Genomic DNA, 21,937 nt, shown 5'->3' with positions numbered 1-21,937 from the left:
TCATCCTCCTAATATGTTATAAATGGGCTTAAATCAACCTGACTTTCTATTACTTCATAGTCTAAATTTTTTTCATGGGCAGCTTCCTTCAGATACCTGGACATAAACTGAACGAAATGTTTTTCAGTACCATAATGCCCAGCATCTATTACTGCCAAACCTAATGCCTTTGCATCCTGATACTGGTGATAGCTTACATCCCCTGTAACCAGCACATCAGCCCCTGCATAATAGGCCTTTGAAACATAGCTTCCGCCAGAGCCGTTTACTACGGCAACCTTTTTAATCTTCTTTTCTACTTCTCCACCTATTCTTACTTCTTTCAGTCCTAGAAGTTGTTTCACGTTTAGTGCGTACTCGTACAGATTGTACTCATTGTCAGTGTAACCTATTCTGCCTATCCCATATACTTTCCCTTCATTCTCTAATGGATATATATCATAAGCCACTTCTTCGTATGGATGTACTTTCAACATAGCTGTTACAGCTTTTTTAAGAAGTCTATCCGGTACTATTGTTTCAATACGATATTCATCGGTCTCTTCTATCTTGCCAATATTGCCAAGAAATGGATTACTGCCTTCATGTGGTAGAAAAGTCCCTTTACCATCAGTCATAAATGTACAGTGGCTATAGTTTCCTATAAAGCCTGCCCCAGCATTCCCCAGTGCATTCCTCACAATTTCTTCGTACCCTTTAGGTACAAACACAACCAGCTTTTTATATGAATCTCTACCTATAATATCAAGAATATCAATATCCTTCAAACCCAATTTCAAAGCTATATAATCATTTAACCCGTCTCTACTGGCATCCAGATTTGTATGACAGGAATATAGATCTATGTTGTTTTTAATGAGTTCGTATACATATTTTCCCTGGGGTATATCGTACCTTATGTTTTTAAGTGGATTGAAAATCAGAGGATGGTGGGTAATGATGAGGTCAATATTATTTTGCACTGCTTCTTTTAATACATCACTGTTTAGCTCAAGAGATATAAGTATCCTTGATACATCCCTGTTGTATCTCCCAACCATAAGGCCTACATTATCCCATTCCTCAGCACAATATTTTGGTGCAATCTCTTCAATTAAGCTAAAGATGGTCTGGGCTTTCGTACTCATTTATGATCTCCTCCAGCTTTTTTAGCTTTGTGTATATAAGCGTCTTCTCGTTATCATCAATTATGTGCTGGTAAATATAGTGATATTTACTTATAATTCTTTTTATATACTTGTGAAGAAGAGGATGGTTGTTCTTAATTAGTTTTTCCCCAATCTCGAAATATATATCATCTTCTACCGGCGCTGGTGTCCCTTTATGGCAAGTAAATATTCTGTATATCCTGCCTCTGTCCTCTGCTAGGTCTTCATCTATTATATCAAATTTATTTTCATAAAGCCATCTTGAAAGATATTCTGGGTACTGCATGGGTTGAAGTATTAACCTCTCGACACCGGTAGAAACTTGAGGGGCATTATCAATTATTTCAGCAATCAGTGGTGCACCCATACCGGCAATGACTATCTGTTCAACCTCATCAGGCAAAAGGACATCCAGCCCATAACCAACACGCAGCTCAATCTTTTCGGATAGGCCCATTTTAAAAACAAGCTCCTCTGCCTTCTTCAAAGAGGCTGCATTACTGTCGCTGGCTATTGCATATGGTATCACACCATTTAATACCAGATATACAGGGAGCTTGCCATGATCTGAACCTATATCGGCCAAGCCTTTTCCCTCAGCAACCTTTTTAGCCACAGATAATAACCTGCTTGATAATTTCATATCTTCCTCCAAAAAACAAAAAAGAGTGCCACATAGCACCCCTTTTTCCGTATATGGTGGGCCTTCAGGGACTCGAACCCCGGACCAATCGGTTATGAGCCGACCGCTCTACCAACTGAGCTAAAGGCCCCTGGCTCCCCAGGCAGGACTCGAACCTGCAACCTACCGGTTAACAGCCGGTCGCTCCACCATTGAGCTACTGAGGACCGCTGACAAATGATATTATAAAACATAAACTCATCTTTGTCAATACACATCAAAAGAATGTTTCTCAGTCACGTTCGTTCATAAGATGACAGGTATCTATCTGCCCTACAGTCCATATAGGTAGCTGGTTAGGCCTTTTCCCATTGTCTACCTGCTTAAATTTTATACTATCTTGACAAATCTTTTTTATGAGATTAAAATACATATAAACCTATTGGTTTACTCGGAATTAAAAAATATAAAGGGAGGTTATACAATGAATATTGCAAAAAATCTAACGGATTTAATAGGAAAGACGCCTCTTTTGGAGCTCTCTAATTATAACAAAGAAAATCAACTGGAAGCAAAACTTATAGCCAAGCTGGAGTATTTTAATCCTCTGTCCAGTGTAAAAGATAGAATTGGATACGCTATGATCAAAGATGCAGAGGAAAAAGGGCTTATAAATAAAGACACTGTCATAATCGAACCCACCAGTGGCAATACAGGAATTGCGTTGGCATTTGTAGCAGCCGCAAAAGGCTACAGGCTTATACTCACGATGCCTGATACTATGAGCGTTGAAAGAAGAAATCTACTCAAAGCACTGGGAGCTGAGCTGGTCTTGACCCCTGGCATTGAGGGAATGAAAGGCGCTGTAAATAAGGCGGAAGAGCTAGCCGCACAGACGCCCAATTCATTTATACCTCAGCAGTTTAAAAACCCTGCAAACCCTGAAATACACAGAAAAACCACTGCGGAAGAAATCTGGCGGGATACCGATGGACGGGTAGACATATTTGTAGCTGGCGTTGGGACAGGTGGAACGATAACAGGAGTAGGAGAAGTGTTAAAACAAAGGAAGCCTGATGTCAAAATTGTGGCCGTAGAACCTTTTGATTCGCCAGTTCTGTCAGGTGGGAAGCCCGGGCCTCACAAAATACAGGGTATAGGAGCCGGTTTTGTCCCTGATGTGTTAAACATAAACATCATTGATGAAGTCTTTAAAGTCAAAAATGATGAGGCCTTTGAGACCTCAAGAAAACTGGCAAGACTGGAAGGTCTCATTGTTGGCATTTCCTCAGGGGCAGCGGCCTTTGCCGCAACGCAAATTGCAAAGAGACCAGAAAACAAAGAGAAGATGATCGTAGTGCTGTTGCCAGATACAGGTGAAAGGTACCTTTCAACGCCGCTGTTTCATGAATGAATAGATTTGGGAATATAAGCACAAGCTTATATTCCCAAATCTCAAATTTATTTTAAAAATCACAATAAGGGTGATAAAGAAGTGGGTAATAGAGAAATAACCAGGAAATCAGCGTTTGCGCTATTAAAAGAGTATACAAAAAGCGAAAGCCTTATAAAACACGCTCTGGCGGTGGAAGCGGTTATGAAGCATTTTGCACGGCTATTTAACCTCAATGAAAATGACGTAACAAAATGGGGTATAATCGGTCTATTACACGATATCGACTATGAAATATACCCTCAACAGCATTGTAAAAAGGCAAGAGAAATATTGGCACGTCATGGATACCCCGAAGAGTATATAAGAGCTATTGAAAGCCACGGCTATAATATCGTCAACGATGTAAAACCTCTACACAAAATGGAGAAAGTGCTTTACACCGTGGACGAATTAACAGGATTTATCACAGCTGTAGCTATCTTGAGGCCAGGCAAGAGTCTATCTGACCTCGGTGTAAAATCTGTAAAAAAGAAATGGAAGCAAAAGGGCTTCGCCAGTGGTGTCGACCGCAGCGTAATAGAAGAAGGCGCAAAAATGCTAGAAATGGATCTGGATTACATAATCGAGCAGACTATCATAGGGATGCAGGAAGCGGCAGAAGAAATCGGTCTAAATGGAAAAGCATAAATGACATAAACGATATTAACATCATTCTTGTAATGCCAAAATAGCTGCTCCCAATGCCCCTACTATTTGCGGCTCCTCGGGAACATACACTTTTTCCCCTATTTTCTGCTCTATAGCCTCTACCACGCCTCTATTTTTCGCCACTCCCCCCGTCATCATATAAGTGCCTTTACGGCCTATTCTGTCAAGCAGGCCAATTGTTTTACTGGCCACTGAATTGTGCAACCCCTTTACTATATCCGCTCTCTTTTTATTTTGCGCAATAAGGGATATAACCTCTGACTCCGCAAAGACTGTGCACATGCTGGTGATATTTATGTCCTCTGTCGCCTTTTGAGCCTCTTCTCCCATCTTTTCTAGAGGTATTTCCAGGGCCTTCGCCATCACTTCTAAAAACCGCCCTGTTCCTGCCGAACATCTATCATTCATCACAAAATCCACCACATTGCCATTATCATCCAACCTTATTACCTTGCTGTCCTGTCCACCTATATCTATGATAGTTCTTACACCGTTGTTTAAAAAATAGGCTCCTTTACCATGACAGGTTATCTCGGTCACCTGTTTATCAGCAAACGGAATGTTGATGCGCCCATATCCTGTAGATACGACAAATGAAATATCATCCCGGCTAATCCCAGCCTTTTCAATAGCCTGTGAAAAAGCCCTGTCAGCACTTTCCACTATGGATGCACCAGTGGGCATAACGCTATATGACAGGATATTATAATCCTCATCCAGGATAACTACGTCAGTGGATAAAGAGCCGCTGTCTATACCGGCCACTATTTTCTTGCCGGACTTACGCAAAGTTTTCTTGATCTCATCTCTTCCTCTTAATGATTCCACAAAAGCGCTCACCCTAGTCATCAACTGACCCTCACTGTCACTGGTAAAATCGGTCTCTATCTTCAGGATAGGAAAATGATAATTGTCTTTTATATAGGAATACTCATATGAATAAAACTCGCAGAACTTTATAGTGTGGTAAACAATGCCGTTTACATTTGCCATTATATCCTTCAACACGTCCCGCCTTCTATCAATATCCGCCATGCGCATACATGGAATAGAGCGCATAAGACATCCAGCGTACCATTCTATCATTTCCTGCTCTCTTGCTGACTTATCAAAAAGCGGTGGATATTCCAGTAAATCTCCAGTACACGTATAATTTAATACCTCATCTGCCCCCGCATTTTTAATCAAATCGACGAGGTAAGCACTGCACCTAGCTCCCATTATAGCCAGGCTTATACCTTTGCGCATTTTAGGCCTATTGTTCTGTTCGGCATTCTTTTCTATCGATATATATTTTTTAAAATCCTGGACGTTAAACTCTTTACTGTAGAAGTCTGCAAAAGCCTGTACAAATTTTTTTATTTCACCGGTATACACAGCCACTGCCTGATCTCCACTTTTCCTGGGTAAATCCAGCATGTAAACCATCATATCCTTTTTCGCATTTTTCAGGACATCGTACAGCCGCCTCGCGCTGTCACAGCAGTTTACAAGAATTATGCCATCGTATCCGCCTCTGACTACCTCTGAAAGCACCCCTTTCACATACGTACATACATTGGGGTGCATAAGGGCTTCGGCCACTTCATTATCAATATACCCCGGTTCAATGCGCCTACACTCAACGCCCATACTTTCCAAAAGCTTCACAGGCGTATATCTACATATATACCCTACGGTCATAAGCACCTCTCCCGCTTACCTATCATCTCTAAAAAAGCCTCCAGCCTGGTGTTTACCTGTCCTTCATAATGGTTGCGTCGATCCGCCCCATCTCCATCCAGGGCAAGAAACGGTATGCCTCTTTCATCCAGCATCTGCTTTAGTAGCATCATCCCTCCCACTGACTGCTTACATCCCCACTGACAGAAGTGTATTACACCGTCAGGTTGCAATCTGTCGATTATATTCATTATGCTGCCTATCTTTCTCTGATAAGGTCCATTGCCGTGGTTGAGGATCATTTTTATGGCCAGCGCTCTGTAGGGGTTATCACAGTCCATTTCCTCCAGATAATCAAAGTTCAAGTCAAGGCCTAAGACTTCATAATGTCGACTGTAATTAAAATACCGCTTTAACCCATGGGGATAAAAGGGCACGATGTGCACCCAAAATACCCTCTTAGCCTTGCTGTCGGGGAAACTTTCCATTTCATCCATCAGTATCTCAAAAAATCTCAAGGTTTGCTGCGTCCCCATAAACGTATGGGTCACAAACAGCATATACATTTCCAGCGTCAGAGTAGTAGGATGGCATTTATACCTTAAGACATCGATATACCTATTCATATAGGCATGAGTCTTATTTTCCCTCTTTATTACCTCTTTAAGCTTATCCTCATCCATCTTCTTGCCCGTAACCTGCTCCAGCATCTTCACCATCTCCCTGAGCTGCCCTTCTAAATAACTGACGCTCTGGGAGCTGTACTCAAACGGCACGTCGATAGAGTACATGGGTACGTGGTGATACCACGAAAGGTACCTGAATGTGCTTATATTAGCATCACACAACATGGACGACGTAATCATGAACTTAGGCTTGGGCAAAAGGTCGGTTAAGGCTGCTCCTATAAACCCTTTATGGTAGCTGCACAGGGTATCAGATATCCCAAACCGTTGGGCATAGTCTATGTACACATCTTCGCATTGAAAACCCACGAGAAAGGACGAAAAAGCCTCTATACACAGAGGATATATGTCCATGGCGTGAAGTATTTCGGTGGGGGCAAACAAGTTGACCCATGCCGACTGATCACTATGTACCAGCGGACTTAATACGAACTCTACACCTATCTTATTCAGGTAATTGAAAGATTTGGGCACATGCTTGTCCCCAAATAGGGAAAAAAAGACATGCTCAGCCATAAGTCCCCATACGACGAGCTTTCTAACCTTTTCGGGGTCATTAACACTCTTTTTTATCCATCTCATATAGATATCTACTATATTCATCAATTTTAGGCGCAAAAGACTCCATTAGCAACATAATTCAGATGGAGAAAAATGTGCCGTTTCCTCCTCTCTATTTTGTATCCACTGTATCGCTGCAATAATCGGCGATAGGCAATAATAAAGCAAAACGATTTTATGCGAACATTATATTAAGGAATGGTTTAACACAGTCCAATCATTCTATCAGCTTTGAGCTATCCGTGTACAGCATTCTGCACAACGTCTTATCAACTCCTTAATAGTATATTACAGCATAATCACCTGTTGTCCAAGTGTATTGGTTGACAAAATAGTTATTGGTAATTAAAAGAAAAAGCCTACAAGATGCGTAAGCTTCACTCTAAAAAATCTTTTAATTTTTTGCTCCTGCTTGGATGCCTTAACTTACGGAGAGCTTTTGCTTCTATCTGCCTTATTCTCTCCCTTGTTACATTAAATTCCTTGCCAACCTCTTCCAGAGTCCTTGCCCTACCATCATCTAAGCCAAAACGAAGCCTCAATACTTTCTCTTCTCTTGGAGTTAGGGTATCTAAAACCTCTTTCAGCTGCTCTTTTAACATCATGAACGTAGCTGCATCAGCTGGAGCTGGAGCATCATCATCAGGAATAAAATCTCCGAGATGGCTATCTTCTTCTTCACCAATTGGTGTCTCCAACGAAACAGGTTCTTGCGCTATTTTCATTATCTCCCTTACCTTATCCTCACTGATACCCATCTCTTTAGCAACCTCTTCTGGGGTAGGTTCCCTGCCAAGTTGCTGTAAAAGTAACCTTGAGACTCTTATTAATCGGTTTATTGTCTCAACCATGTGGACAGGTATCCTTATGGTCCTTGCCTGATCAGCTATAGCCCTGGTGATAGCCTGTCTGATCCACCATGTGGCATATGTGCTAAACTTATATCCTTTCCTATAGTCAAACTTTTCTACCGCTTTAATCAGGCCCAGGTTGCCCTCCTGTATTAAATCCAAAAACAACATTCCCCTGCCAACGTATCTCTTAGCAATACTTACCACAAGCCTCAGGTTAGCTTCAGCAAGTTTTTTCTTTGCCTCTTCATCCCCCTTTTCTATCCTTTTAGCCAGTTCTATCTCCTCCTCAGGAGTTAGAAGAGGTATTTTACCTATTTCTTTTAAATACATTCGTACAGGATCATCAACGCTTATACCTTCGGGTATTGAAAGATCCAGCTCTTCCTCTGGTGATACTTCCTCCAGTGATGACAAATCTTCTAAAGATACATCATCAAAATCAACTGATGAATTCAGGTCCACATCATTAATTATATCTATACCCATAGATTCCAATGAGTCATATATTTTATCAATCTGGTCTGAATTTAACTCTACATGGGACAGTACATCATTAATCTCATTGAAGGTAAGCGACCCTTTTTCTTTGCCAAGTCTAATGAGGTCCTTAACTGCCTTGACATCCTCATTATTTTCTGACATAAGTATTACTCCTTTCTGCTAAACTCAACCTGCACTTTATCAATTGTTTCTGTAGTTCCATAACCGTCTTATTGTCATCCTTCATTTTTGACTCCTGCAATGCTTTCTCCAATACCTTCATTTTTTTGTAGGTTAAAAAATCCTCAATAAACTTTTCTATATCTATATCAATCGGATACTCACCTTTCATTAAATTCATAAAGTAATTAGCCTCATCACCGGTGAGACCCGATAATATGTCCTTCTCATTTATGTCTTTCTTGTTTTTGTAAAGCTCACAGATTATCATGTATATTTTCATTATGATCTTATCTTCAAACATCTCGGGATTGATCTTTTTGTATAACTCTGGTGTTAACTTTTTGTTGTTTATAATATTAAAGACAATGATTTTTTCTGCATTAATATATGCATTTGAAATCTTATCTATATCTTTTTGAAAATTTACATTCATGTATCTATTATATCTATTGTTACCATTTATATACATTTTGGAATTAAAAACTTCCAAATCCCTATTGACATATTTGTTATATTGTGTTCTTACTGCATTTATTGATATTCTGGCTAGACTGCTTATTATAGAAATATAATTTTCTACCTCCACTGCATCATTGCTATCTACAATTATCTTTAATGCCTCATTTACAAACCTGGATTTCTGTTCTATATCGTCAACATTATAATTTTTAGCCAGAGACCTGATTAAATATTCCTTGTAGTATACGGCGCTCTCTATCAGTTTGTAAAAGCCCTCGCTTCCATTTATTTTTAAAAATTCATCAGGGTCTTTCCCCTCAGGCAACGAAATAATTTTAACCCTCATACTTAGCCTGTCCAATATTTTAAGACCTCTTAGCGTTGCTTCCTGTCCTGCCAGATCAGAATCATAACATATACATACATCATTTGTATATCTTTTTAAAAGTCTTGCCTGTTGTATAGTAAGCGATGTACCAAGGGATGCAACTGTATTCAAAAAACCATATTTCTGCAATGCAATACAGTCCATGTATCCCTCTACTATTATTAGAAACTGTTCTTTACTTTTTTTAGCCGTATTTAAACCATATAAAATCCTGCTTTTACTATAAATTAAAGTTTCAGGTGAATTTAGATATTTGGGCTTTGAATCATCTAAAACCCTTCCGCCAAAACCCACAACCCTACCATATTCATTGAATATTGGGAATATCACTCTGCCTCTAAATCTATCATAGTAACCCTTGGATCCACGTATTGCAAGCCCCGCTTTTTCAATGTCTTCATTACTAAAACCCTCTGACCTTAAATGCTTTAAAAGGCCATCCCATTGAGGCAATGAGTATCCCAATCCAAACCTTTTTATGTCATCGTCATCTAAACCCCTGTTTCTTAAATAAGCATAAGCTACCTTGCCTTCATTCGCATAGAGATTTTTATAAAAATATCGTCCTGCAGCCGAATTTATTATATACAGCTTTTCCTTCTCTCGGGAAAAAAGCTTATCTTTTTCCTGGATATCAATACCTGCTCTCTCGGCCAGTAATTCTACAGCACCATGAAAATCCACATTTTCTATTTTTTCTATAAAGGTTATTATATTTCCACTGGCCCCACACCCAAAACAGTGATATAACTGCTTTTCCCTGCTTACCGAAAAAGACGGCGTCTTTTCACGGTGAAAAGGACACAATCCCATATAGTTTTTACCTTTTTGAGTAAGATGGGTATACTCATTTATAACCTCTACTATGTCAACTTTCTCTATAATTTCACTTACTATATCCTGTTTTATAGGCATTTCATCACCACTGGTTTGTTACTTTGATGCTATAATCATTTTTTAATGACTAGATTATTTGTATTCGACAAAAATGTCTTTTATCCTTCTTATAAAATATTAAAAAAATGTTACAAATTTTCGTTTCTTCTCCACGGTCTCGGTACAAATATGTCAAAAAATCTTTTCATCGCGTAATTGTCAGTCATTCCGGCTATATAATCACATATTGCCCTATCTATTCCCTCTTCATCGCAAATATTCTTAAACTCTTCAGGAAGGTTATCCGGTTCTTTTAAAAGATAATCATACAAACTTTCAATAATCCTTTCCACCCGATCCTCATCCGGCCTGGCCCCATGACTATTGTATACCGCACTAAACATAAACTCCCTCAGCCTGTCGGTATAAAACTTTATTTCATCGCTCATAGAAATCCTTGGCTTGTCAAGGCTATTTAATATTACATCAGTAACCATTGTATTTATTCTTTTGCTGTGGGTTTCACCAAGGACCCTGAGACAATCTCCAGGAAGTTCATCCCGGGACAGCACACCAGCCCTTATAGCATCATCAATATCGTGATTTATATATGCTATCCTGTCCGATATTTGCACCACTTGCCCTTCAAGGGTTGCAGGGTTGCCCTTTCCAGTATGATTGAGTATACCATCTCTGACCTCAAATGTGAGATTCAAACCAGTCCCTTTCTCAATCTTATCCACTATCCTTAAGCTCTGTTCATTATGTTTGAACCCACATGGAGACAACTTATCCAAGACAAACTCGCCGGTATGACCAAAGGGTGTGTGTCCAAGATCATGCCCCAATGCAATCGCCTCTGTCAGGTCCTCGTTCAGTCTCAAGCCACGTGCAATTGTCCTCGCAATTTGCGAGACCTCTAAGGTATGGGTAAGCCTTGTCCTGTAATGGTCACCTTCTGGAGAGATAAAGACCTGCGTCTTATGTTTTAACCTCCTGAATGCTTTGCTGTGGATTATTCTATCCCTATCTCTTTGAAATTCCGTGCGGATATCACATTTTTCCTCTTCTCTCATTCTGCCTTTGCTATTGATGCTTTTGAAAGCATAAGGAGATAATATCTTTAATTCTATATCTTCAGTAATTTCTCGTATTTTCACCGCTAACGCCTTCAATCTTTCTATTATTTATATCCTCAAGTATAATGCTGGCAGTTTCTTCCACGGCTTTATTAGTAACATCTATGACCATGCAGTTCAATGCTTTCATTATCTTACGTGAAAATTTCAGTTCCTCCTTTATCCTGTCAATGCTGGCATAACTGGCATTGTCACTAAGCCCTAAAAATCTCAGTCGCTCCCTTCTTATTTCATTTAATTTTTCAGGTTGTATAACCAAGCCATAAATCTTTTCTCGTGGAATCATATAAAGTTCCTTAGGAGGCTCAACCTCCGGAACAATAGGAAGATTGGCTACGTAGATATTTTTATGAGCAAGATACATTGATAGTGGGGTTTTTGAAGTGCGTGAAACACCAATTAATACCGCATCAGCTTTTAAAATACCTCTTGGATCCTTACCATCATCATTTTTTACAGCAAACTCTATTGCATCCACACGTTTAAAATATTCAAGGTTCATTTTCCTAAGGAGGCCTGCCTCATGCTTTGATTTTAAGCCTGTAAGCCTCTCCATGTTTTCAATAACAGGCCCCAATATATCTACGGCGGGTATATTATATTCCATAGTTCTCTTTATAAGACGCTCTTTTATCTCAGGTATAATTACCGTATATACTATCAGGGCATTGGAACTCTTTATCCTGTCAATCAACTCATCTACCATATTTATATCGGTCAAATTTGGTATTCGTTTAATCTCCTTTACATGTGAATTAAACTGGACAGCCGCTGCTTTTGCAACTTCTTCTGCGGTCTCCCCTATGGAATCAGAAACTGCATAAATGACAATATCTCCGCTCAATTTACAATCCCCCTTAACCATTAGACAACTGCACAAAAAATCTCGTAATATTCGTCTTTGAAACCTTGCCTACAATCCTTGGCATTTCTCTGCCGTTTTCTTTTATTATCTCAACAACTGGTAAGCTATCTACCTCATGCATTATAATCTTACGTGCCGCATCAACTATAGATTCTTCATCAGTTGTATAAATTATATTCGGCATTCGCGTCATAATTACACCAACAGGTATCTTTGTCAAGTCACTACTACCTCCAATCGCTACTTTCAGAAAATCCTTTCTTGATACTGCCCCAACAAGATAACTATTATTTGTAACAAATATTGTACCAACATCCTCAAGAAATAAAGTTACAATTGCATCATAGACCGAAGTACCTTCTTCCACTATAACAGGCATAGATTTTATATCACTAACCTTAACGCTCTCCAAATATTCGGATATAACATTAAGATTGGAACGCCCGGTATAGTAATATCCCACCTTGGGTTTTGCTTCAAGAACACCTGACATAGTTAATATTGCAAGGTCCGGCCTAAGGGTTGCCCTGGTTAGATTTAGTTTTTCTGCAATCTGCTCACTGGTTATTGGCTGGCTTATCCTTACTATATCAATTATTTGTTGTTGTCTGTCTGTAAACGGAATATGAATCACCCCTTGCCACAAAAATGTTATACTATATTAATATATATTATACTATATTTATCTCTAAAATCCTTCTTAAAAATAAAAAAAGCCCGTAAGGGCTAATAAGAAATTAGGGAAAAATTAGCTATCTGACTCATTGTCTTTTGTATTGATAACAAAAGAGCTAATCTGTTCTCTTTTAGTTTTTCATCTTCTGTCATAACGAGTACATTTTCAAAAAATTTATTCAAGGGATGATATAGGTTTTTAATTATATCCAGGGCATGGTCATAGTCTGTTCTTTTTATCTCGGCCTCAACATCATTTTTAATTCTGATAAATGAATCATACATCATCTTTTCGCTATCTTCTATCAGCAGTTCTGGTCTAATCTCATCACTCTTAGCATACCTGGCCAGGTTTGACACCCTTTTAAACACAGTTAAGATTAGCTCTATTTCCTCATTATCAAGCCATCTCATAAGAGATACAGCTCTCTTCTTGACATCAGGAAAATGTCTTATTTCTCCATCCAGTACAGCATCTGCCACATCATACCTGATTCCTTCATCAATAAGGATTCCTTTAAAACGCTGTTTTATAAAATTGATAACTTTATTTTCTACCGCACCCTTATCCTCTTCATTTTCAACCATCAATGTTGCAGCCCTATCCAGCGTCTGAAGAATATCAATATCAGGTCCGCCATTTAAGATTATATTGATGATTGCTATAACCGATCTTCTGAGACCATACGGGTCTTGAGAACCGGTTGGCTCTAACCCTCTGCTGAAGCACCCAACTACGGTATCCATCTTATCGGCTATACTTAATATTCTTCCCGCCATAGTTTCTGGCAGTTCATCTCCAGAAAAACTGGGTTTATACTGGTCCTTGATTGCTTTGGCCACCTCTTCCTTTTCTCCGCTGGCCATTGCATAATACATCCCCATAATCCCTTGAAGCTCATCAAACTCATATACCATTTGGGTTACAAGGTCTGCCTTAGAAAGATACGCAGCTCTATTTACAACCCACCTGTAATCTTCCTCCATACTTAGTTGTTCGCATATGCTCTCACAGATTTCAATTATTCTTTGTGTTTTGTCATAAAGAGTACCAAGTTCAGCTTGAAAAAGAACATTCTTTAGCCTGCCCACATAATATTCCAGGGGATGTTTTAAATCTTCTTCATAAAAAAAGTCTGCATCTTTAAGTCTTGCCCTCAATACCCTCTCATTTCCTTTTTTCACCTCATCTATATAATTTTCATCGCCATTTCTCACAGTAATAAAGTAGGGTAATAACCTGCCATTTCCATTCATTACAGGGAAATATCTTTGGTGTTCCTTCATGGGTGTCATTACCACCTCATTGGGGAGCCTTAAAAACTCATCATCAAAACTGCCGATAAGTGGGGTAGGATACTCCACTATATATGTTATCTCTTCTAACAGTTCATCGTCATATATAAGTTTTCCACTCACGCTCTCTGCAAGTTTTACAGAACCATCAAGAATAATTTTTTTCCTTTTGTCTTGATCATAGATTACGTAAGCTTCTTCAAGCTTGCTAAAAAATTCATCAGCGCTTTCTATAACAAGTTTACCATTGCTCAAAAATCTATGCCCATACGTAAAGTTAGAAGAGCTTACACCCTCTATGTCAAATTTTATTACTTCATTCCCATATATGGCAAGAAGCCAACGTATGGGCCTGGCAAACCTTATATCGTGGTTACCCCACCTCATAGATTTTGGAAAATTAAGGCTTTTTATAATATCCGGGAGTATTTCCTTTAAAAGGTCAATGGTATATCTACCAGAAATCTCTTTATCTATATAAATATATTCAGAACCATTCAGCTCTCTTATTTTTATATCTTCTAACCTTGCCTTTTGTCCATTTAAAAATCCTACAAGAGCTTTGGTTGGATTGCCCTGTCCATCAAAGGCCGATTTTTTTGTTGGCCCCTTGATATTTATAGTATAGTTATCCTGTTTATCTATCAGATCCTTTACAAATAATATCAGTCTTCTTGGGGTAGCATAAACCCTTATGGATTCGTATGTAAGTGCAACAGACTTAAACTTATCCGAAGCTCTTTCTTTAAATTGTTCAATAGCAGCAGGTATATACTTAGCTGGTAACTCTTCTGTACCTATTTCAAATATCAAATCTTTAGTCATTTATGTTCTCTCCTTTCAGCAGTGGATAGTTCATGGATTCCCTTTGTTCGACATATGCCCTTGCACATAACCTTGCCAGAGACCGTACCCTCCCAATATATGCGGTCCTTTCTGTCACACTTATTGCCCCTCTTGCATCTAATAGATTGAAAGTATGCGAACACTTAAGCACATAATCATATGCAGGGAGTATCAATCCTTCAGATATAACACGCTTGGCTTCATTTTCATATTTGTTGAACATATCCAGTAACAATTCTACGTCTGATAAATCAAAACTGTACGACGAGTGTTCAAACTCAGCTCTATGAAATATCTCTCCGTATGTAATATCTTCCGTATATTTTATATCAAATACATTGTCGACCTCCTGAACATACATTGCAAGCCTTTCCAAGCCATAAGTTATTTCTGCAGAGACAGGTCTTACGTCCATACCTCCAACCTGCTGGAAATATGTAAATTGCGTTATCTCCATACCATCAAGCCACACCTCCCAGCCAAGTCCCCATGCACCAAGTGTTGGCGACTCCCAGTTATCTTCAACAAATCTTATATCATGTTTCAACGGATCTATACCTATAAACTTTAGGCTATCAATATACTGGTCCAGAACATCATCGGGAGAAGGCTTTAAAATTACCTGAAACTGATGATGCTGATAAAGTCTATTGGGGTTTTCCCCATATCTACCATCAGCAGGGCGTCTTGATGGTTCTACATAGGCAACATACCATGGCTCTGGTCCAAGAGATCTTAAAAATGTTGCTGGATTCATCGTACCTGCGCCTTTTTCTACATCATACGGTTGTACAATTACACATCCTTTCTTTGACCAGTATTCCTGTAGTCCCATGAAAAGTTCTTGAAACGTCATATTTATACCTCCCAGTTATTATTTATTTACTATTAAACTTTATATAGAAAAAGCCCGTCCCAAAAGTTAAGGGACGAGCAAATTACCCGCGGTTCCACCCTCATTGGCAAAAAGCCCACTCTCTCCAACGGCTCAAGAGCGCCCTTCAGCTGACTTCATAATCCGGCTTCCACCATCCCGGACTCGCTTTTTACTAAATCAGCTTACTCCTCTCTTTCATAGCCAGTCATGATTATAGAGTATACTCACCGGTACTTAAAAGTTCCAATGTCCTAATATCAGGATCTATATAATACCTAATCAATGATTTTATAACCTTATCAATCTCCACCCTCGTTCTCTTCAGTATATTAAGGTGACTTAAAAAACTAAACTGATGTTCCTCCATATACCTGCATACAGATATAGTTGACCTATCTATTCTAAATGAATCTGCATAATTTAAATGGCATTTACTGCATAGCACCCCACCTGCTTCTGCACTAAACCATATTCCATCATCCACTGAACTATAACATTGTGTACAGCTAATAAGATTAGGTTTTAACCCATTTAACTTCATAATCCATAAAGAAAAAGCATAAACCAAAAGTTCAGGCTCACCTATACCATTATCTAAATATTTAAGTCCATCTTTAAATAGCATATATAACCTGTCATCGGTATATTCAGTGCCAACCTTCATAGACAACTCCACCAAATATTCCGCACAGGTTAAACATTCCATATCCCTTGCTATTTTATTATGAGTCTCTTCAAAATCAAACTGGGTTATTGTATACAACGACCTACCCTTGTATAAAAGGTAACTACCTTCAGAAAACGGCACTGTAGCACTCAAAAGATGGCTTTTGATCTTGCGTGCTCCTTTAGCAATTGCCTGAATTATCCCCAATCTGTCGGTGAACAAAGTTACAATCCTATCATTTTCACCAAAGCTATACGCTTTTACTACAATTGCGTTTACCCTATAAAGACTGCCTCCATACCCTTTCATCTTCAACCTCATCATTCATTATATACTCACATCTTTTAAGCAGCATATATATCTCTATATCTCCCGTACATTTAAATATACCCCACAGAAGCCACATTATAAGATATAACATCGGGGATCCTCCATTTCTTTTTAAGGGTACTCTTTTTTATTATTATAGCATCTATCAGCCTCCATTGCATCATTATTTTTAGGATTTATTAAAGCCAAGGAATTTAAGCATAAGGTCGTTGTCTCGCCACTTTTTTTTCACTTTGACCCAGAGTTCTAAAAACACATGTTCACCAAGAAGTCTTTCAATGTCATATCTTGCCTGTTCCCCAATTTTTTTGAGCATTTTGCCCTCTTTACCAATAATTATTGACTTATGTGAGTTCTTTTCACAATATAGTATGGCATTTATATGAATAAGATTTTTACCATCTTCTCTGCGAAAATCCTCAATCTCAACAGCAATTCCGTGAGGCACCTCTTCTCGCAATAAATTCAGGGCCTTCTCCCTTATAAGCTCTGCTACAATAAACTGTTCTGGCATATCTGTAATCATATCCTCGGGAAAGTATCTAGGTCCTTCTGGAATAATTTCTATTATGCGCTGCTTCAAATATTCAATATTCGTATAATTCAGAGCTGAAATAAGAATTATCTCACTATGTGGTAATTGACTTTTATATAATTCCTCCGTTAAATGAACCTGTTCCTTATCTGCTATATCTATCTTGTTGATGCAAAGCAACAGTGGAACTAATATTTCCTTAAGCTTATTTGTAATCATACTGTCGCCAGGCCCTATAATGCTACCTGGTTCAACAATATATATAATAAGATCCGAATCGTTTAGAGAACTAAAGGCAGTTTCAACCATATATTCTCCAAGCTTATGTTTGGGCTTGTGTATTCCTGGAGTATCAAGAAACACCACCTGGTATTCACTACCATTCATTATGCCCATTATCCTATTCCTTGTTGTCTGAGGTTTGCTGGATATTATAGAAACCTTTTCTCCAACAAGACAGTTCATCAATGTAGACTTGCCCACATTCGGCCTTCCTATAATTGAGACAAACCCCGCTTTAAAGCTCATATGATTATTTCAGCTCCTTTGGCCCAAAAAATTCAGGTAAGAGTTCTGATGCCTTATATTCTTTGAGTTCTCCATTGCTTTCCCCTATGATAACCCTCATGTCAGGATTAAACTCAACCAATACCTGTCTGCAAATACCGCATGGATATGTAAACTTTTTGCCACCGGATATAGCAATTGCTTCAAAGTCTTTATATCCATCAGATACAGCCTTAAATATTGCCACACGTTCCGCACAGCATGTGGCACCATAACTGGCATTCTCTACGTTACACCCTGTAAACACAACGCCGTCTTTTGCAAGTAAAGCTGCGCCCACTTTAAAATTAGAATACGGAGCATATGCCATTTCTTTCGCTTTTTCTGCTACAATCATCAACTCTCTTTTATCCATGTTTTACCTCCTGAGTCCATATTTATCAAGTATTTTTTCTTCTTTCGCCCTCATTATCTCCTTCTCCTTATCATCTATATGGTCATAACCCAAAAGATGTAACATACCGTGAGCTGTAAGGTAGCCCGTTTCTCTTTCAAAGGAATGTCCATATTCTTCACTTTGACAAAAAGCCCTTTCCAACGAAATAACTATATCTCCAAGCATAACAGGCATGCCCATAATTTCTATATTATCATCCCCTTCTTGCATAGGAAAAGACAGGACATCAGTAGGTAAATTAACCCCTCTGTATATCCTGTTCAGCTCTCTAATTTCTTCATCATTCACAAGAGAAACACTTACCTCAACTTCCTCAGAAAAACCCTCTAAAAGCAAAGTCTCCTTTATAACTCCTTCTATTATACGCAGGAGGTCATCACTTACGACAATTTCGCTCTGTCTGTTATCTATCTCTATCCTCATATATCTGTCCCCTCTTTTTAACCATCTTTATTTTCTTTTTATCCTCATATGCTCCATATGCATTAACAATCTTTTGAACAAGAGGGTTTCTTACCACATCCTTATCTGTCAAATAAACGAATGATATCCCCTCTATCCCATCTAAAATTTTTGAAACCTCTTTAAGACCCGATTTCCTTGTGTTTGGAAGATCTATCTGGGTAATGTCGCCTGTAATTATCATTTTTGATCCAAAACCCATCCTTGTTAAAAACATCTTCATCTGTTCAGATGTTGTATTTTGTGCTTCATCAAGTATGATAAAGGAATCATCCAGCGTCCTTCCTCTCATATATGCCAGTGGAGCAACCTCTATAAATCCTTTTTCCATATGTTTCTGAAATGTTTCTGGACCTATTATGTCATAGAGGGCGTCATATATAGGCCTTAAATATGGATCCACTTTTTCCTGTAAGTCTCCAGGAAGATATCCCAACCGTTCACCAGCCTCTACAGCCGGTCTGGTAAGCACAATTCTACCTACCTCGCGATTTTTCAATGCATTCACCGCCATTGCCATTGCAAGATAGGTCTTACCCGTACCAGCCGGACCAATAGCAAATACAATATCATTCTCTTTTATAGCTTTTATATAAAGTTTCTGCCCCAGGGTTTTACTTTTGATCTGTCTCCCCCTTGCAGTAACGCAGATAATATCATTAATTATGTCATCCAGCTTATCATCTTTTCCTTCTTTAACCATGTCAATTGTATAAAAGACGTTATGAGAATTAATGTCTTCACCGCTTTCTATCTGTTTCAAAAGATTGTCAATCACTCTTGAGGCTTTCTCTACCGCTTCCTCCTCTCCAATAATCTTTATCTCATTTTCTCTAACAACAATGTCCACGCTGAAACTGCCTTCAATTTGTTTAATATTTTCATCAAACTCCCCAAATAGCATCAGTGCTTTATCCATGCTATCCAGTTTTATGCTCATCTCGTAGTTACTTACCAAACTCATCCTCCTCACTCATGATCATTTTTTCTTCCTCAGCAATATCCTCCAATACCTCTATGGTTACTTTTGAATGAACATTACCTTGTGGTGTCATATCAGATTTTACAAATTTTTGCAGAATCTTACCATTATATGGTATGAGTTCTTTAGATTTCTGAAACGCTAATTCCTCACATTTAGATTTAGCAAGCCTCATGGCTTCGTCAAAACTTTTTTCCATAAGCTCTTTATATGTAATTTTTCTTATATGCACTGGTATATACCCCGTCGTTATTTCAGGAAATACATTCTCTGTTGCTACACTATATCTCTTAAAATCTATATCATCGTCCTTAAAATACATAGGGATGACCGTATTATTCAGTACCAGCTCATATCTTACCTTGTGGTTCCCAGATTCTTCATATAAATAATCACTTATATCAACCTCTGCTTCCCCTTCATAGTAAGTATGGGCCCACGCTTGACCCATTGCGTGTACATATCTGGTCCCCGACAATTCACTGTGTATTATTCCAGATACCAGTATCTGTCCTTTTTTCACAGCATTATTATCGTCTACGGCCCTTTCTCCATTAAGAGGCAGAAGTTTTAACAGAAATCCATCTCTCCTGGCTACAATATTGCACGGCGTATCAGCATCAATAACCTCAGGTGGTTTTTCCCCTTCTGCTACTCTAACCATAGCTCTTACACCTTTTATTTCAAGTTCTGCCCAGGTTAGTCTGCTCTCCTTATTTAATAGCTCAATGATAAATTTATCATGGTCAATGGTCGATTTCAATACCCCCCGTTTAACACCAAGATCCTCTATGATCGTTTTCAACTCATCAGTTTTAACCTTTTCATTACCTCTTATTTCAACAGTCCATATAAACGATGTTGCAAGGTAGAGAAGCAACATACCTATTATAACACCCAGCACAAAACTTCTATTTTGTAAAAATATCTGAAGATAATAAAGAAAACCTGTCTCATTTATTATTTCCATATCAAGGTGTAGTTCCGTTGAAACCCTTTTAATTTTTTCCAGATCACAGCGATTTACTTTAAAGGTTAGCTCCTTATATTTATTTCTCTTTATGTCAAATAATATTATATCACTTGACTGTACTTTATTAATAAATTTTTCAATAGAGACCCCAGTGATTCTAAGCTTTGCATAACCTGTTATATACGTGTATATTCCCCCGGGCATCTTTTACCTCCTGTTTAATCCCAATTCTATTGAATTAATACAACCTGTAACAATCATTTCATTTTGAGATATCATCTTTATCTCAAGATTTGAGCCAGAAAACATGAGTATGCCCAGGTTTGTCCCTATCCTGACTTTATCAGTTGTATATTCCAGCAAGTTGTTGAAATTTTCGATATCAGCCTCCAAATTACCAATCATTACTATTCTCGGTAAATTTAGTATCACATCCCTTGGGAAATCAGTGATTTCCTCAAGCATCCATTTAAAAAAGTTATTTTTATCCATAAGTTCACCCCTCAATAGTAATCTTATGCCTTATGGATAAAAGAAATACAAAAAACCCCATTAATGTTCTAATGGAGTGTACTTTCAATATACAGACCAGTAAAGAATACGCCAAGGCCGATAATCATTATCACCATTCCAACAATCAGCATTCTTTCCGGATTCCTAACACCCCATTTGGGATCATAATTAACTTCGATGTTTTCTGATAGCTTCCCAGGGTGATAACCTCTAAACATTGTAAATACACCAAAAAGCATCAATATCATGGATACTATTAAATAGGCCCTGTATATTGAAAAAATAAGGGGTGTAGAGCTTATTGCATGATACAGGAAACCTATGGCAGCTGATGCCGCGCATACTATCAAGTAGAGCATAATTACCCTAAAAGCTGATTTAACGAATAACACGTTTTATCCTCCTCAATGCCTTAGGTGGTGCTATAATTTCACTATAAATAACAGCCTTCATTAGTTCATCAGCATAGGGTGTTGAACACATAGGTTTACACATCTCCTCTATATTTTCCATACCCTCCTCTGTATATACTGGCTCTGGATTGTTATTCAATTGTTGCTTTCTCTCTGTATCACCTGCATCGGAAGGTACCTGAATATCGGTTCCCTCCAGTTTATCCATGTTTTTATCTATGTTGCCAAAAGGTTCTTTATTTTTGTTGTCGACCCCCGGCTTCCCTGTCATTACTCTGTTCTTTGTACTATTTCTTTTTGGTGTAAAAAAATATCCAACAATACCTGCTATGATTAAAACTATTATCTGTATAATTAAATCAGTGGCCATAATAATA

At 38.4% G+C, this 21,937-nt stretch carries 23 protein-coding genes and 2 tRNA genes; 2 read left to right on the top strand and 23 right to left on the bottom strand.

The genetic code is table 11. The features are described from left to right. Positions 1 to 8: 8 nt before the first annotated feature. The 4 genes from FWJ32_RS07795 to FWJ32_RS07780 form a co-directional block, all read right to left on the bottom strand. The gene (locus FWJ32_RS07795) at positions 9 to 1,127 is read right to left on the bottom strand and encodes a Nif3-like dinuclear metal center hexameric protein (protein ID WP_149545397.1); all 1,119 of its coding nucleotides are present in this window, start codon (positions 1,125 to 1,127) and stop codon (positions 9 to 11) included. Continuing rightward, positions 1,099 to 1,791 (bottom strand): tRNA (adenine(22)-N(1))-methyltransferase, encoded by a 693-nt coding sequence (locus FWJ32_RS07790; RefSeq protein WP_149545396.1) that lies wholly within the window; start codon positions 1,789 to 1,791, stop codon positions 1,099 to 1,101. The genes FWJ32_RS07795 and FWJ32_RS07790 overlap by 29 nt, the downstream gene beginning before the upstream one ends. A 54-nt stretch (positions 1,792 to 1,845) precedes the next feature. Then, positions 1,846 to 1,921, bottom strand: a tRNA-Ile gene (locus FWJ32_RS07785). Position 1,922: 1 nt separating this feature from the next. Then, positions 1,923 to 1,997, bottom strand: a tRNA-Asn gene (locus FWJ32_RS07780). Between the two features lie 257 nt (positions 1,998 to 2,254). On the opposite strand from FWJ32_RS07780, the gene cysK reads away from it, so the two are divergent. Next, the gene (gene cysK, locus FWJ32_RS07775; RefSeq protein ID WP_149545395.1) at positions 2,255 to 3,184 is read left to right on the top strand and encodes a cysteine synthase A; all 930 of its coding nucleotides are present in this window, start codon (positions 2,255 to 2,257) and stop codon (positions 3,182 to 3,184) included. 81 nt (positions 3,185 to 3,265) lie between these two features. After that, the gene (locus FWJ32_RS07770; RefSeq protein ID WP_149545394.1) at positions 3,266 to 3,853 is read left to right on the top strand and encodes an HDIG domain-containing metalloprotein; all 588 of its coding nucleotides are present in this window, start codon (positions 3,266 to 3,268) and stop codon (positions 3,851 to 3,853) included. A gap of 21 nt (positions 3,854 to 3,874) precedes the next feature. Here FWJ32_RS07770 and FWJ32_RS07765 read toward each other — a convergent pair whose 3' ends face one another. The 19 genes from FWJ32_RS07765 to FWJ32_RS07680 all read right to left on the bottom strand — a co-directional run bounded on the left by FWJ32_RS07765 (position 3,875) and on the right by FWJ32_RS07680 (position 21,930). After that, a complete protein-coding gene (locus FWJ32_RS07765; RefSeq protein WP_149545393.1) occupies positions 3,875 to 5,557 on the bottom strand; it encodes an acyl-CoA dehydratase activase in 1,683 nt (560 codons plus the stop codon). Beyond that, positions 5,554 to 6,804 carry a 2-hydroxyacyl-CoA dehydratase subunit D gene (locus tag FWJ32_RS07760; RefSeq protein ID WP_238988825.1) on the bottom strand — a complete coding sequence of 417 codons (1,251 nt, stop codon included), beginning with the start codon at positions 6,802 to 6,804 and terminating at the stop codon, positions 5,554 to 5,556. The genes FWJ32_RS07765 and FWJ32_RS07760 overlap by 4 nt, the downstream gene beginning before the upstream one ends. 356 nt (positions 6,805 to 7,160) lie before the next feature. Next, positions 7,161 to 8,279, bottom strand: coding sequence for an RNA polymerase sigma factor RpoD (gene rpoD / locus FWJ32_RS07755; protein WP_149545391.1), 1,119 nt, complete (start codon positions 8,277 to 8,279; stop codon positions 7,161 to 7,163). Then, positions 8,266 to 10,062 carry a DNA primase gene (gene dnaG / locus FWJ32_RS07750; RefSeq protein ID WP_149545390.1) on the bottom strand — a complete coding sequence of 599 codons (1,797 nt, stop codon included), beginning with the start codon at positions 10,060 to 10,062 and terminating at the stop codon, positions 8,266 to 8,268. The genes rpoD and dnaG overlap by 14 nt, the downstream gene beginning before the upstream one ends. Positions 10,063 to 10,172: 110 nt before the next feature. After that, positions 10,173 to 11,183, bottom strand: coding sequence for a deoxyguanosinetriphosphate triphosphohydrolase (locus FWJ32_RS07745; RefSeq protein WP_149545389.1), 1,011 nt, complete (start codon positions 11,181 to 11,183; stop codon positions 10,173 to 10,175). Continuing rightward, positions 11,161 to 12,006, bottom strand: a complete 846-nt coding sequence (locus FWJ32_RS07740) for a pyruvate, water dikinase regulatory protein (protein ID WP_203227631.1) — start codon at positions 12,004 to 12,006, stop codon at positions 11,161 to 11,163. The genes FWJ32_RS07745 and FWJ32_RS07740 overlap by 23 nt, the downstream gene beginning before the upstream one ends. A 13-nt stretch (positions 12,007 to 12,019) precedes the next feature. Beyond that, positions 12,020 to 12,661: a transcriptional regulator CcpN gene (gene ccpN, locus FWJ32_RS07735; protein WP_149545387.1), complete on the bottom strand. Its 642-nt coding sequence runs from the start codon at positions 12,659 to 12,661 to the stop codon at positions 12,020 to 12,022. A gap of 92 nt (positions 12,662 to 12,753) precedes the next feature. Next, positions 12,754 to 14,823: a glycine--tRNA ligase subunit beta gene (gene glyS, locus FWJ32_RS07730; RefSeq protein ID WP_149545386.1), complete on the bottom strand. Its 2,070-nt coding sequence runs from the start codon at positions 14,821 to 14,823 to the stop codon at positions 12,754 to 12,756. Beyond that, on the bottom strand, positions 14,816 to 15,700 hold the full coding sequence (gene glyQ, locus FWJ32_RS07725; protein WP_149545385.1) for a glycine--tRNA ligase subunit alpha: 885 nt from the start codon (positions 15,698 to 15,700) through the stop codon (positions 14,816 to 14,818). Before glyQ ends, glyS begins: the two co-directional genes overlap by 8 nt. A 232-nt stretch (positions 15,701 to 15,932) precedes the next feature. After that, positions 15,933 to 16,697, bottom strand: a complete 765-nt coding sequence (gene recO, locus FWJ32_RS07720) for a DNA repair protein RecO (RefSeq protein ID WP_162523562.1) — start codon at positions 16,695 to 16,697, stop codon at positions 15,933 to 15,935. Further along, the gene (locus tag FWJ32_RS13325) at positions 16,669 to 16,809 is read right to left on the bottom strand and encodes a hypothetical protein (RefSeq protein ID WP_162523561.1); all 141 of its coding nucleotides are present in this window, start codon (positions 16,807 to 16,809) and stop codon (positions 16,669 to 16,671) included. Before FWJ32_RS13325 ends, recO begins: the two co-directional genes overlap by 29 nt. Before the next feature lie 78 nt (positions 16,810 to 16,887). Further along, positions 16,888 to 17,781 (bottom strand): GTPase Era, encoded by an 894-nt coding sequence (gene era / locus FWJ32_RS07715; RefSeq protein ID WP_149545383.1) that lies wholly within the window; start codon positions 17,779 to 17,781, stop codon positions 16,888 to 16,890. A gap of 4 nt (positions 17,782 to 17,785) precedes the next feature. Then, the gene (gene cdd / locus FWJ32_RS07710; protein WP_149545382.1) at positions 17,786 to 18,175 is read right to left on the bottom strand and encodes a cytidine deaminase; all 390 of its coding nucleotides are present in this window, start codon (positions 18,173 to 18,175) and stop codon (positions 17,786 to 17,788) included. A 3-nt stretch (positions 18,176 to 18,178) separates the two neighbouring features. Then, positions 18,179 to 18,640 (bottom strand): rRNA maturation RNase YbeY, encoded by a 462-nt coding sequence (gene ybeY / locus FWJ32_RS07705; RefSeq protein ID WP_149545381.1) that lies wholly within the window; start codon positions 18,638 to 18,640, stop codon positions 18,179 to 18,181. Beyond that, positions 18,621 to 19,619, bottom strand: a complete 999-nt coding sequence (locus FWJ32_RS07700; protein WP_238988829.1) for a PhoH family protein — start codon at positions 19,617 to 19,619, stop codon at positions 18,621 to 18,623. Before FWJ32_RS07700 ends, ybeY begins: the two co-directional genes overlap by 20 nt. 7 nt (positions 19,620 to 19,626) lie before the next feature. Then, positions 19,627 to 20,838 carry a sporulation protein YqfD gene (gene yqfD / locus FWJ32_RS07695; protein WP_149545379.1) on the bottom strand — a complete coding sequence of 404 codons (1,212 nt, stop codon included), beginning with the start codon at positions 20,836 to 20,838 and terminating at the stop codon, positions 19,627 to 19,629. A 3-nt stretch (positions 20,839 to 20,841) separates the two neighbouring features. After that, positions 20,842 to 21,126 carry a YabP/YqfC family sporulation protein gene (locus tag FWJ32_RS07690; RefSeq protein WP_149545378.1) on the bottom strand — a complete coding sequence of 95 codons (285 nt, stop codon included), beginning with the start codon at positions 21,124 to 21,126 and terminating at the stop codon, positions 20,842 to 20,844. A gap of 68 nt (positions 21,127 to 21,194) precedes the next feature. Continuing rightward, complete coding sequence (locus tag FWJ32_RS07685) at positions 21,195 to 21,539, bottom strand: hypothetical protein (protein ID WP_149545377.1); 345 nt, start codon at positions 21,537 to 21,539, stop codon at positions 21,195 to 21,197. Then, positions 21,526 to 21,930, bottom strand: a complete 405-nt coding sequence (locus FWJ32_RS07680; protein WP_149545376.1) for a hypothetical protein — start codon at positions 21,928 to 21,930, stop codon at positions 21,526 to 21,528. Before FWJ32_RS07680 ends, FWJ32_RS07685 begins: the two co-directional genes overlap by 14 nt. Positions 21,931 to 21,937: the final 7 nt, after the last annotated feature.

It is taken from the genome of Calorimonas adulescens (assembly GCF_008274215.1).
Taxonomy (GTDB): domain Bacteria; phylum Bacillota; class Thermoanaerobacteria; order Thermoanaerobacterales; family UBA4877; genus Calorimonas; species Calorimonas adulescens.
This window is presented reverse-complemented; position numbering and strand designations above follow the sequence as displayed.

Coding starts and splice junctions, on each gene's coding strand:
- recO (WP_162523562.1), bottom strand. CDS start 16,697: ATGAAAGGGTATGGAGGCAGTCTTTATAGGGTAAACGCAATTGTAGTA.
- cdd (WP_149545382.1), bottom strand. CDS start 18,175: ATGGATAAAAGAGAGTTGATGATTGTAGCAGAAAAAGCGAAAGAAATG.
- ybeY (WP_149545381.1), bottom strand. CDS start 18,640: ATGAGGATAGAGATAGATAACAGACAGAGCGAAATTGTCGTAAGTGAT.
- glyS (WP_149545386.1), bottom strand. CDS start 14,823: ATGACTAAAGATTTGATATTTGAAATAGGTACAGAAGAGTTACCAGCT.
- FWJ32_RS07760 (WP_238988825.1), bottom strand. CDS start 6,804: ATGAGATGGATAAAAAAGAGTGTTAATGACCCCGAAAAGGTTAGAAAG.
- FWJ32_RS07790 (WP_149545396.1), bottom strand. CDS start 1,791: ATGAAATTATCAAGCAGGTTATTATCTGTGGCTAAAAAGGTTGCTGAG.
- cysK (WP_149545395.1), top strand. CDS start 2,255: ATGAATATTGCAAAAAATCTAACGGATTTAATAGGAAAGACGCCTCTT.
- FWJ32_RS07700 (WP_238988829.1), bottom strand. CDS start 19,619: ATGAGCATAAAACTGGATAGCATGGATAAAGCACTGATGCTATTTGGG.
- era (WP_149545383.1), bottom strand. CDS start 17,781: ATGAGCTTTAAAGCGGGGTTTGTCTCAATTATAGGAAGGCCGAATGTG.
- FWJ32_RS13325 (WP_162523561.1), bottom strand. CDS start 16,809: ATGTTATATCTTATAATGTGGCTTCTGTGGGGTATATTTAAATGTACG.
- yqfD (WP_149545379.1), bottom strand. CDS start 20,838: ATGCCCGGGGGAATATACACGTATATAACAGGTTATGCAAAGCTTAGA.
- FWJ32_RS07765 (WP_149545393.1), bottom strand. CDS start 5,557: ATGACCGTAGGGTATATATGTAGATATACGCCTGTGAAGCTTTTGGAA.
- FWJ32_RS07680 (WP_149545376.1), bottom strand. CDS start 21,930: ATGGCCACTGATTTAATTATACAGATAATAGTTTTAATCATAGCAGGT.
- FWJ32_RS07795 (WP_149545397.1), bottom strand. CDS start 1,127: ATGAGTACGAAAGCCCAGACCATCTTTAGCTTAATTGAAGAGATTGCA.
- dnaG (WP_149545390.1), bottom strand. CDS start 10,062: ATGCCTATAAAACAGGATATAGTAAGTGAAATTATAGAGAAAGTTGAC.
- FWJ32_RS07690 (WP_149545378.1), bottom strand. CDS start 21,126: ATGGATAAAAATAACTTTTTTAAATGGATGCTTGAGGAAATCACTGAT.
- rpoD (WP_149545391.1), bottom strand. CDS start 8,279: ATGTCAGAAAATAATGAGGATGTCAAGGCAGTTAAGGACCTCATTAGA.
- glyQ (WP_149545385.1), bottom strand. CDS start 15,700: ATGACGTTTCAAGAACTTTTCATGGGACTACAGGAATACTGGTCAAAG.